Source organism: Teredinibacter sp. KSP-S5-2 (genome assembly GCF_032773895.1).
Taxonomy (GTDB): Bacteria; Pseudomonadota; Gammaproteobacteria; order Pseudomonadales; family Cellvibrionaceae.
Window position 1 is genome coordinate 2,773,959 of record NZ_CP120416.1, and the last position, 12,432, is coordinate 2,786,390.

Genomic DNA, 12,432 nt, shown 5'->3' on the forward strand with positions numbered 1-12,432 from the left:
CCCGTCGAAATCCGTTATCTACCCTGGGATCCAATTCTCATGCGTGGGATACATGGTTTCCATATCAAATCCATTGAGAAATTTTCCGCCGCTGTTTTTTACCAGGTTCAATACGGCATCAATTGAATATCGCAGTGCAGGTTCCGTCCAACCACCTTCCAACGAAAATGCTTCGCCGGCAAAATATAAATTTGACGCATGGCTATAATCTTGATTATAGGATAGCAATGCAAAATTCTCACTCCATGTGCTCTGCCGATATAATTTGGCACACCCTCTATACGTAGGCTGTTGAGACCAATGAATAACAGCAGGTTCATCCCTGTTCACGTACTGTGAAATTCCCTGACCAATATTAGTGCAGTTCTCCAAAATGGAATCCAATTTGGCAATGCACTTATCTACCAGTTGATCATCATCCAAATCCGGTAGAAATTTATTTGCGTCGTCTTCCCAAGTGTAGCTCAATAAAAGTACGCCGGGGTCTTGTTTAACAATATTTCCCTGCTCATCTTTAATGTCCACGCCGTAACCATATACTCCTTGCAAATACGTATCTGTACTAATGAGCTGTGGAATATCGGTAGTTTCCCAGTATCTCTCCTTTAACGAACAGAACACTTTACAACTGGTAATCCAATGGGAAGACTTAAGCCCATACTGCACTTCCGGTGGCAACATGGCGTAGTCAAAGTTTTCGAAGTTAATACTTAGTTGCATCGCCCAGGTTGGCACGGTCAGAATCACCGCATCATAGGTTTTGCTAAATTGTTCTGTACCTAATGTAATTGTACCGTCAGAGTTTTTTGATAATCGGTTTACCGAGGTGTACATATAGAGATTGGTATCAAATTTATCCGATTTCACCGAGTCGTAAAGCGAACATCCATTGACGTCTTTGTCATGCGATGAAACCGCATTAAACATCAAACATTCTCCATAGGACTGGACGCCCAAATATTTTGGCGACTCAAAAGCCCGACCAAAACTGTCGTAAACACTCTGTCCGCTGTACGGTCCGGGGTTATGCTCACCCTTACCATCAAAACGTCCTTGTATCAGCTTGTGATTACTTGCAAAGCCAAAGAGCAATGTTCTTACTGGATATAAAGCCCCAATTTGATAAAAGGCTCCCCAACTGCCATCACCAGCACCAATGGTGTAAAACAGTCTCGCCTCTGATTCAGACATCCCCAAGCCACCAAAATATGCCGGTTTATTTGGGTCGTATTGATCAACCGCATCCAATACAACCAGCTCACGAAAATTCAGGTTCCAATAATAGGTAACAAACTGCTTCCAAAAAGCATCCCATTGGTCTGTGCCATATACTTGAGCTGCTTGCGTGGTAAACATATCCGCAAACTTTTCCCATTTCGCATATACATCTTGCAATAATTCATTGGGCGGCGGCGGCACGGGGTCCTGCCCTTTGGTCTCCCAAATCATTAACTCTGGTTCCGGGAAAGGCTGATTGTCATCTGGCCCCAAACCATTGTTCATGTAAATTCCGGTATTCGCCACAGACGATCCGGGGTCTGGAAAATCCTGCACAGTTAAACCAAATTCCTGTGTTAAATAGTCAAGAATACATTGCCCATCTCCCACCTCGGTAAAAAATGGCATTCGCATTGCGCCTAATTCAAACGTGGTGTACTGGTCTTTAGCAGGAATGGAGTAAGTTCGACCGGATATGCGATCCGTTGCTTCATACATATCGAGATTGGTGTAGCCCGAGCGAAATAATTCTCGCGCAGCAGTTAAGCCCGCCACGCCCAAACCAATGACCGCCACCCTGTACCCAGGATTGGTATTCATAGCGATACCAGTATCCTTAGCATTATTAAGTAACGTGTAATAATTAAAATTAAAGTCAGCGACATTGGGGAAGGAACAAACCCAAGGGTTATCCGATGTGTTCTGTTTTGCCAGTTCTAAAAGCTGTTTTTTTATAATCGTTGATTTATGAATACTCACGTCCTTTCCTCGTAGTAGATTTTTGTACTAGATAGATATTCGGCGCTTAAAACTTCTAAACAATTAGCAAACTAAATTGTTGACTACGACGAACTGATATTTAGTGTCATCTCAGTATCAATTGGTCTACCATGTGTAGGGAATTACGCGTTTTCGTGTCATCAGGTAAAAGCATGAATGATGGTAAACTTCAATTAGATGCAAAAAAATTAAAAAGCCTGAGAAAAAAGAGTGGATTGAGTCAAGAGGCATTAGCCAATCGCTGTTTCGCTGCAGGACAACAAATATCTTTGGCAACAATTAAGCGAGCTGAGCTAGGTCGTCCTATTCTATATAGAACTGCGAAGTGTCTGGCGTCGTATTACAATACAACATTAGAAGACATTATTGTTAACACGGAAGATAAAACGACTCAATCTATGCCGAACGATGAATTAAATGCCAACATTGTTGGTAGAAGTTTCGAATTAAAACAACTAGAACAGGTAGCCAATACCGTCGAGAGCGCCGAGTCTGGTAGTGTCGTGTATATCCGTGGTGTTGCAGGTATTGGAAAAACACACCTGATTAACACTTTTTTGGCAAAACTACCCTGCGAACAGTTTCATCCCGTCACAATCTGTTTAAGCTCAAATAAAAATAGTAACTGGACAGAAACGCTTGCACACATATTAACATCACTATTAGACGTAACTTTGCCACTGGATACTGAGCGCGACATTAATGAACTGGAAAAAACCCTAAAAAATAAAGGGTTTAATCAAGGTGAAATCTTCCACATATTCAGCCTGATAAATATTCCCGTGCCTTCGCACATTAAGAAATGCTGCTCCAAAATGTCTTATTTCTCCATTTCGGAAAATGAAAACAAGATATTACTAAAACTGATAGATGACACCAATAAAACTGTTGTTCTTGTAGTAGAAGATATTCATTGGGCATCCAGCAAACTTCTACTCACCCTCCGATATTTATGCGCAAATCTGAATAAACATCGTGCGCTTCTTTTGTTGTCCTCACGTATGGAAAACGATCCATTGGATTCCATATGGCGCAGCAGCATCATTAACACACCATTTTTTACGATGGATATCATTCCGCTTACACCAAGGGATGCTGAAAGCCTAACCAAAGCACACCCGATAGAAGACGAAAAATACATTCAACAATGTATTAATCTGGCAGAAGGTAATCCACTGTTTCTGAAACAACTTCTATTTAATTACCCCCAAAGGTTGGGTGCCACCCCATCTTCTATTACAGAATTAACGATTACCCGCTTAAAGGGTTTATCCCCCGCAGATCAAGAAGCCGTATGCGCGGCCTCCGTTATCGGCGACAGTTTCTCTTTTGATGAACTGGCCTACACGTTAAATAGAAAAGAATTTAATACTGAAAATCTCATTAACAGTTACTTTATCTACCCCATTGAAAATAACGACTTTCGATTCAGTCACGCACTGATTCGCCAAGGGGTGTATGATTCAATAGACACACAACTGAAATCGTTTTGGCATGAACGATTAGCTCAGTGGTTCAAAGACAGAAACCCTGTCAATTACGCATTCCATCTATCCAAAGTGCGTCACACAAACGCATCGGAAGCTCTGGCAAACGCGGCACAAAACTTCCTAAAAACATGCAACTATTCCGATGCACTCAATTTAATTGATCAAGCCATAAGCCTGAATAAATCCCCCCAGGAACAGTACCAACTTCTCATCACTAAGGGGTTTATTCTTCAACGTTTGGATTTAGCTGAAAAATCAATCACTCTTTTTCAACAGGCGCATCAAATTGCGCAGACAAATCAAGATAAAGCCGAATCTGAAATCGCTTTAGCTTCTGCCCTACTCTCCGCAGGTAGAGAAACCGAAGCAGATGAGAAAATTAAAAAGACCCAAGGTCAATACGCAGCAATTCTATCGGAAGAATTAGGCAACAGATTAAAACAGATAGCTGACGCAATAGAAAACAGCAAGCACGAAGACTGCAGTGAAGCGATTGTACCTGACTATCAGGCAACACTGGAAAAACTCACACTTTCTTCGTCAAAAGAATTAACTTATGCAAATAAAAAATCGGGCCAACTGTCACCGGTAAAAGTTGGCATACTGCACTCTCTCAGCGGCTTTTTAAAAGAGTTAGAAGAAGGTGTATTAAGAGCAACACTACTGGCTATTAGTGAAATCAACAATCATGGCGGTTTATTAGGCAGACCCATTCTGCCTATCATTGAGGATAGCGGTTCCAATGCCCAAGGCTTCGAAGATGCAGTTAAAAAATTGATTGATGACGAACACATTGTCAGTTTTTTTGGCTGCTCAACCTCATCATCGCGCAAACGAGTCAAGCCTATTATTGAACAGGCAAAACAACTTCTGGTTTACCCATTTCAATACGAAGGCATAGAAACATCGGAAAACATTGCCTATGTTGGCCCTGCCCCAAACCAACAAGCCTTACCCGCTGTCGACTGGTTACTGCAGAACAATCACCGCAAGTTCTTTTTGGTCGGCTCAGATTACATTTATCCGAGAGTAACCAATAAGTTGATTGATGCCCGACTCAAGGAACACGATACAAGTGAAGTGCATCAAGCCTATGTTCCTTTAGGAGAAACGAACTTCACACCGGTGGTCAAACAAATTAAACACAGTAATGCTGACACGGTGATTATTACTCTGGTAGGCCTTGAAGCCAATAAAGCCTTCTTTAAAGAGTTACATAAAGAAAATATCTCACCGAAAGATCTGACGGTACTGTCATTGGTATTATCGGAGAATGATTTATGTGAGATCCCAACCGATCATGTCGTCGGTGTCTATACCTTATTTAGTTACTTTCAAAATATTGATTCCCCTATAAACGAAGACTTTGTACGAAAATATAAACATGCATTTGGTAAAAATGCTCGCATAGGTGGGTATATGGAATCGGCTTATACCGGTGTTCATCTTTGGGCAAAAGCCGTGCAAAAGTCAGGATCATTTACACCATCCGAAATTATTCAATCCATGAAAGGTATTTCCTTGATAGCCCCCGGAGGCATTGCCTACTTCGATGAAAATAACAATCATGTATGGCGCAAGGTGAGATTAGCAAGGGTCGGAGAAGATGGCGAATATCATATTGAATGGGAATCGGATAGCCCTATCCCTCCCAGCCCTTTCCCTCTGAGAGAGCACAATATCGACTGGGAAGTGTTTATCGAAGAAGAAAGAAAAATACTTGGGGAAAAATGGGAAAACTCGTTACAACCGCAAGCATAAATATACGGAGAAACTCAGCTATCCCAATTGTAATAGATAATGCGCATAAATTACCTGTGTTAATTAGCAACATATCAGGCGTTTCAGCGTATTCTATAAAATCAACAACGTTACCCCAAACGAAGCATACAAAGCGAACCGATAACAAATGCTCCGATAAGATTCAACACTAATCCAGCTCTTGCCATCTGCCGTGTTGTTACGTAACCACTACCATACACAATACTATTGGGTGGCGTTGCCACCGGCATCATGAATGCACAACTCGCACTCATGGCTGCAGGTACCATCAACAGCATTCCGTCGATGTTTATTCCCATTGCTGTTGATGCCAGCACCGGCATGAGCAAAACTGTGCTTGCTGTATTGCTGGTCACTTCCGTTAAAAAAGTCACGCCAAGGCATATACCGAAAATAATTAACCAAATAGGGAAAACAGCGAGATGACTAAGTTGATTGGCTATTTGCTCGCTTAACCCGGAGGCGCTAAAGGCTTTGGCTAAACAAATACCGCCACCAAATAGCAACAATACGCCCCAGGGAATTGTAGAGGCTACTTGCCAATTTAGTAATTTCTCGTTGCGCTCTTTTCCGCTGGGAATCACAAACATTGCGACCACCGCGAGCAGTGCCACAGAGCCATCGCTGGCAGAACGAAGATCCAACAGCGCACTCCAACCACCAAAAGGCTCCTTGCGGGTAATCCACAATAACGCTGTAACGGCAAACACAGTTAATACACGCTTCTCTTCTGCAGTCCAGTGCCCGACCTCCGGTACCCGATAACCGCCATGTGTTTTTAAAGAACGGGTTAACCAAAAGCCTGCAGCGGGAAGCATAATAATGACAACCGGAACCGCCAAACTCATCCATTGGGAAAAGGTTATCGCCACACCAAATTGCTGTTCATAGACTTGCATAAAAATTAAATTTGGCGGTGTACCAATGGGTGTACCAATACCACCAATACTTGCCGCATAGGCAATCCCCAGCATTAAAGGTACGGCCAGAGCTTTATCGTCATTGTGGTCTAGAATGGCAAGCGCAACAGGTAAAAGCATCAGCGATGTGGCCGTATTGGAAATCCACATACTTAAAAATGCCGAAGCGACCATAAACCCAAAAACCAAACGACGACTGCTTTGTCCACCAAAAGCATGAATCATAAAAAAAGCCAACCGCCGGTGTGCCCCACTCTTTTCCATAGCCTTTGATAAAATAAAACCACCCAGCATGAGCAGAACCAGAGGGTTACCATAAGCCTGACCAACTTGATCTTTCGTCAGAACCCCTGTTAATTGAAACACCGCAAGTGGCACAAGCGACGTGACCGGAATCGGCACAGGTTCAAACAACCACCAGGCAACACACAAACAGGCAACCCCTGCGGCAATGCCGACTTCGTGCCCCCAGGGCAAACACAAATAATAAAAAAACAACCCCAGAACAGGGCCGGCATAGAGTGATACTGCTTGCAATCGACTATTCATACTGATCACCCTTCGTAATCAATCAAGAACACTTTCAGCAAACAAAGTGAATAAAATTAGAGTTTATAACTAAATTATAGAATAGAGAAACCGGTATATATTTACCGAAGAATATAAATTGTGTGACGAGATTAGATTTTTCGCGTCTATTCTTAGATGGTTACGTCGTATAAATGAATCATCTATACGTTGCAATTATATTCATACACCGTTATGGAATAACCAGTTTAAAACAGCCTCCTCCGAGTTTACTTTCGTTATTCAATTGAATATACCCACAACGGTTACTTTGTTTATGAAATGATGCAATTTTATCTGCAAAGAATAGCCCTAAATGAGTTTGTCCTTCATTCACCAAACTGTCATTTATTTGACCGGCCGGACGTCGCAGCATAGCATCAGGATAACCTGGCCCATTATCTTCAACGGTCATCGCCAGCATTTCATCCTCGATCATTGCCGTAACTAAAATTGCCGATTTTGTATAACGCGCGCAATTAACAATAACGTTGTGTAATACACTGCCAATTAAATCCTGATCGAAATACCAGCTCAAGGTATCATCACATTCTATATCGAGATTGATTCCCTTGGTTTCCAATAAGATATGATTTCTCGCAACTTGATCTTCAATTACATCAAAGACAAAATGCTCATCAATACGCACGGGCAGAAAATCATTTTGCATTCGATAAATGGTTAACAACTGAATTAATTCACTATTAATTCTCGATGCCTCATAATGCAACGTACTGAACCGATGTGCCTGAGCGGGAGACGTGGGAGGCGTCTCTTCTATCACTCCCTCCAGAGAAGCTAATAACATCCCTACCGAATTTTTCATATCATGGACACTGGATGCAAGCACCATAGAAAAATCTATATCGTCGTTTTTATCGGTCATTGTTACATTCCAACAGTTTTTTCATTTTCAGTAAGGTTATGCCGCTATGGCCATTCGCCGTAACTGGCAGTAACGACTGTACTGGGGGTGATCTGGATCGATCAAACTCGCCACCAAATCCAATGACGATTGGCAATGATTCACCACTTTATCGTCAGCCTGGCCGGATTTGAGTTTACCTATTAAGGTTTGCGCAATATTTAATTGAATACCGACATGTTTTGGAAAAAGCTCCCGAACCCGTTCAAAGCACGCCAGAGCGGCATCGAACTCACCATGTTTGTACAAGTCGATCCCTTCCCTGTTCACTTCGGCAATCATCTCTCGGTTCGCGTCGCTTACCGGTTCGGTCAGGAACTCATCCAGTTTTTGTAAGGCATCCTGGTCGTGCATATATTTGACCTTTAACTCATCCAGGCGCGCATTTGCTTCTTTGTTTTTTTCCAGGGCTAATAAAATCGAAACGTGGTCGAGGTCTAAGTCAATATCCAGAGCATCCAGATCCATCACCATATTGGCCTCTTCCAGAAAATGCTCTGCCATTTCAGCATTGCCATCAATGGCATGAATACGACCTGACAACAGCTTACATTGAGCTTGCCTGTTTGCATCCAGTTCATATCGATCTCGCGCCGCATCGAGATACTCCAGCGCTTCAGCAATTGAAACGCCAGCCACATTCAGTTTCTGCTCTATGGTGGATGAAACCAGGCGTGCAAAATCAATACTGTCTTCAGCTTTGCCATGGCAGGACAACTCACCCAAACGCACCGTCTTACGTAACGCACTGATGGCCGTGTCAAAATCTTTATTCAGTAACGCGACATCGGAAAGACGCTTCTGCCGCAATATCGACATGGGGGATATATCGACCGCCCGTTGTACCGTACTCTGTACATGCAGACGCTCGCCTTTCTGCTCCCAGTTTTCTGCCAGTACATCATAGGCAGGCAGGAACAGAGGGTTATCTTCCACAATGCGTTCAAGCCAGGTTTCGGCTAAATCCAGATCCCCTTTTAACTGTTTTACTCTGGCCAAACCCAATCTGGCCCAATCGACCTGACGCACTTCCAGCGCACGAGTATATAAACGCTCTGCTTTGTCCAACTGACCTTCACGGATAAAAAGCTCGCCCAGCATTTTTTGTGCGTAAAGAGAGTATCGGTCCTCCGCCAGGGACATTTCTGTCAACCTATCCATTGCGCCATAGACATTACTCTGTTCAAGGGCCTGGTATACGGGTTTCATCACCCGCTTTAACCGCAATAACCGATCCATACGCTGTTGCAGCGACCGGGCAGTAATGGGCTTCATCAAATAATCGTCTGGCTCGCAGTCATAAGCGGACATCACAATATTCCGTGCCGCCTCTGCAGAAACCATAATAAAGATGCTTTCCTTACCCAACAGACTGCGATGACGAAGCTCCTCCAGTACATGCTGGCCGTTCCTGCCCTGTCCGAGGTTGTAGTCACAAAGAATCACGTCGTAAGGTTTTTCCTGGCAAAGCGATATGGCATCTTCACCACTCGAGGCCATATCCACCTTGGTCACCCCCAGGCTTTGTAGCAAACCGTTGACAATACTGCGAAAGCTACTGAAGTCGTCAGCAACCAGTACGGACAAATCTTTGTAATTTAACTCGGCCATTCACCGTCCTAATACGCCTCGTTAGGCACCAATTTAAAGTGTAGTTGATTGTGACCGGGTGGGGACAAAGCTAAAATGCACACCCTCGAACCATCCAAAGTGATATTGATGTGGATAAAACAAGCAATAACAAAGACGATATTTACGCCCACCCCCTGGCAGAAGTGAGTGGCTTTGCGTTTGACCAAAAAGTAGTCGACGTATTTCCGGACATGATCAAGCGCTCCGTACCCGGCTATTCTACGATTATTCATATGATCGGCCAGTTGGCTGAAAAATACGCACAGGCAAACAGCCACTGCTACGATCTGGGTGCCTCTCTCGGGGCCGCAACGCTCGCCATGCGCCATAGGATTCGCGCGGCCAATTGCCGCATCGTATCGGTGGATAACTCGCAACAAATGATAAATCGCTGCCAGCAGGTAATTGATGCCGATAGCAGTGAGTTACCAGTCACCCTTTTGTGTGACGACATCAATAATGTGAACATCGAAAATGCCTCGGTCGTTATCCTGAATTTCACCCTGCAATTTATTCCTATAGAACAGCGGGAAACTCTGCTCACAAATATTTACCAAGGCATGGTTCCGGGTGGCGTGCTGGTACTGTCCGAAAAGCTGTATTTCGAAGATCAGCACCACAATGAATTGATGACAGAGTTACATCATTATTTTAAGAAAACCAACGGTTACAGTGATTTGGAAATTGCGCAAAAACGCCAGTCCTTAGAGAATGTGCTTATCCCGGAAACAGTGGCCACACATAAACAACGGCTGATCAACGCCGGTTTTAATAACGTTGACCTGTGGTTTCAATGCTTTAACTTCGCCTCCCTGCTCGCATTTAAATAAAACACTCATGATAGATTACCAACCTTTTATCGATAGTATTACGCCTTCCCGACTACGCCGTTGGGCCGAGCTTCTGCCCGAACAGATTGCCCAGGGCTTATCCACCCAGCGTTACGGCGACTTACCCGACTGGCTGGCCGCAATGGATGCCATGCCAAAGGTCAGCCCCTCGGTGTTTGAAATCGGTGACAGCATACGACTGGGTAGCAAGGATGACATTACGGATGAACAACGGGAACAGTTAGTCACAGCCTTAAAGGCGCTTATTCCATGGCGAAAAGGCCCCTATCATTTCTTCGATACATTTATCGATACCGAATGGCGTTCAGACTGGAAATGGGATCGCCTAATTCCGCACATATCAGACTTAACCGGCAAACAGGTTTTGGATGTAGGTTGCGGCAACGGCTACCACTGCTGGCGAATGCACGACGCTGGCGCCGCCCGAGTGATTGGCATCGACCCTTCTCCCCGGTTTGTTGTCCAATTCCACATGCTAAAGCAATATCTGGATGCAGGCACACCCGTTGATTTACTCCCGGTTGGCATCGAAGCCTTGCCGGAAAAACTGGAAGCCTTCGACACCACATTCAGCATGGGAGTACTTTATCATCGCCGATCGCCCATGGATCATTTACGAGAACTCAAAGATACGCTGAAACCCGGTGGCGAACTGGTATTGGAAACGCTAATCGTCGATGGCCCTAACGGAACAGTATTAGTGCCAGAAGGCCGCTATGCCATGATGAACAACGTGTGGTTTTTACCCAGCGCGGACACCTTGGTTTCCTGGTTAACAAAGTGTGGATTCAAGAACTCACGCTGTGTGGACATCAATACCACTAGCCTGCAAGAACAACGGGTAACAGACTGGATGCAATTCCAATCGTTGGAAAACTTTCTCGATCCAGAAGATATGAGTTTGACGGCGGAAGGACACCCGGCACCAAAGCGGGGTATATTTATTGCGACCAAGCCATAGTATTTATGGCTTAGCCGAAGTCTTGGTCATAGAGGAGTGCGTCTCCGCACCCTCTCTAGCTTACATAAATAAGATACTGCCCCACACCCATGCCCACAGTACAAGGCTCAAAAACACAGCCGCAGAACCCATATCTTTTGCCCGTCCGGCAAGCTCATGTTTTTCGTAACCAATACGGTCGACCACCGCTTCAATTCCAGTATTCAGAATCTCCACAATAAGGACAATAATAATGGTCGCGACCATAGCGATACGTTCGTGCTTGGTAACGGGAAGAAAAAAAGCCGCCGGAACAAGAAACAGGGAAAAAAACAGCTCAAGGCGGAAGGCTTCTTCGTAGCGATACGCAGCGATAAATCCTTTAGATGAATAATAAGCGGCTTTTCGAAAACGCGTGAAGCCCTTATGGTTTGGTATGGCGCTATCCTGTTGTAACTCTTCCTTCTCGGGTGAAAGCTGTTCGGACATTAGTCATCAATCTCTTCAGGTTCTATTGGTATACCAAATTCTTTGGCGATTTGTTTACACCACGTATTTAAGCGGGAGGCCGTAAGTTCAGACTGTTGATCTTCATCGATTGCCAAGCCGACAAATACATTTTCATTTTCCATATAGGCTTTGGAGGCATCGAATTCATATCCTTCCGCCGACCATCGCCCAACAATATTTGCACCGTTCTGCACAATAACTTCGTGCAACATCCCCATGGCATCTAAAAAGAAATCTCCGTAACCAAACTGATCTCCCAAACCGTATAACGCCACGGTTTTACCACTGAAATCGATTTCGTTCAGGTCATCCCAAAACTCTTCCCAGTCAGACTGTATCTGGCCAAAATCCCAAGTGGGAATACCGAGAATAAGTCGGTCGTATTGTGCAAAATCCATTTGAGTTGCGTCCGCGATATCCTTCACATCCAAGACATCTTCTCCAAAACGCTCCTGAATACGGTGCGCCACACTTTCAGTGTTTCCCTCATCACTACCGAAAAATAGGCCTATCTCTGCCACCACAACCTCGCTTAATCTATTTTTTAACGACGTACTTAAACTTACTACGTACGCCTACCAAAACCGGGCCGCATTGTCTCAATATCTTGCCGGAAATTCTATGAGAGAAGGCAAACCATCGCCGACTAAATATGGAATTCGGCTAAAAACTACCTGTCGTGGCGTCAAATTCTTGCCGGCGTTTTTTCAACTCATTTCCAGACACAGCTAACTTATTGTTTTGTATCGCTTTTTAATAACCATATTATTTGGCACAGTTTTAGCTATAGGCATGATAAAGGTGTGAACTAGATCAA

The 12,432-nt window shown here is 44.1% G+C and carries 9 protein-coding genes; 3 read left to right on the forward strand and 6 right to left on the reverse strand.

What is annotated here, in order from left to right; genetic code table 11:
• Window positions 1–18: 18 nt before the first annotated feature.
• The gene (locus P5V12_RS12035; RefSeq protein WP_316953335.1) at window positions 19–1,977 is read right to left on the reverse strand and encodes a flavin monoamine oxidase family protein; all 1,959 of its coding nucleotides are present in this window, start codon (window positions 1,975–1,977) and stop codon (window positions 19–21) included.
• 173 nt (window positions 1,978–2,150) lie between these two features.
• Between P5V12_RS12035 and P5V12_RS12040 the strand changes: the two genes are divergently transcribed.
• A complete protein-coding gene (locus tag P5V12_RS12040) occupies window positions 2,151–5,249 on the forward strand; it encodes a transporter substrate-binding protein (RefSeq protein ID WP_316953336.1) in 3,099 nt (1,032 codons plus the stop codon).
• Window positions 5,250–5,359: 110 nt separating this feature from the next.
• Here the strand turns inward: P5V12_RS12040 and P5V12_RS12045 are convergent, their stop codons facing one another.
• The 3 genes from P5V12_RS12045 to P5V12_RS12055 form a co-directional block, all read right to left on the reverse strand.
• Entirely contained in the window at window positions 5,360–6,739 is a 1,380-nt protein-coding gene (locus tag P5V12_RS12045; protein ID WP_316953337.1) for an SLC13 family permease, read from the reverse strand.
• 211 nt (window positions 6,740–6,950) lie between these two features.
• Window positions 6,951–7,643: a HAMP domain-containing sensor histidine kinase gene (locus P5V12_RS12050; protein WP_316953338.1), complete on the reverse strand. Its 693-nt coding sequence runs from the start codon at window positions 7,641–7,643 to the stop codon at window positions 6,951–6,953.
• A gap of 36 nt (window positions 7,644–7,679) precedes the next feature.
• Complete coding sequence (locus P5V12_RS12055; protein ID WP_316953339.1) at window positions 7,680–9,293, reverse strand: response regulator; 1,614 nt, start codon at window positions 9,291–9,293, stop codon at window positions 7,680–7,682.
• 110 nt (window positions 9,294–9,403) lie between these two features.
• Here P5V12_RS12055 and cmoA point away from each other — a divergent pair, with 110 nt between their 5' ends.
• Both cmoA and cmoB read left to right on the forward strand, forming a co-directional pair.
• Complete coding sequence (gene cmoA, locus P5V12_RS12060) at window positions 9,404–10,144, forward strand: carboxy-S-adenosyl-L-methionine synthase CmoA (RefSeq protein ID WP_316953340.1); 741 nt, start codon at window positions 9,404–9,406, stop codon at window positions 10,142–10,144.
• Between the two features lie 7 nt (window positions 10,145–10,151).
• On the forward strand, window positions 10,152–11,126 hold the full coding sequence (cmoB, locus tag P5V12_RS12065; protein WP_316953341.1) for a tRNA 5-methoxyuridine(34)/uridine 5-oxyacetic acid(34) synthase CmoB: 975 nt from the start codon (window positions 10,152–10,154) through the stop codon (window positions 11,124–11,126).
• Window positions 11,127–11,186: 60 nt separating this feature from the next.
• Here cmoB and P5V12_RS12070 read toward each other — a convergent pair whose 3' ends face one another.
• Both P5V12_RS12070 and P5V12_RS12075 read right to left on the reverse strand, forming a co-directional pair.
• Window positions 11,187–11,594 (reverse strand): diacylglycerol kinase, encoded by a 408-nt coding sequence (locus P5V12_RS12070; RefSeq protein WP_316953342.1) that lies wholly within the window; start codon window positions 11,592–11,594, stop codon window positions 11,187–11,189.
• Window positions 11,594–12,136, reverse strand: coding sequence for a flavodoxin (locus P5V12_RS12075; RefSeq protein ID WP_316953343.1), 543 nt, complete (start codon window positions 12,134–12,136; stop codon window positions 11,594–11,596). The genes P5V12_RS12070 and P5V12_RS12075 overlap by 1 nt, the downstream gene beginning before the upstream one ends.
• Window positions 12,137–12,432 lie beyond the last annotated feature (296 nt).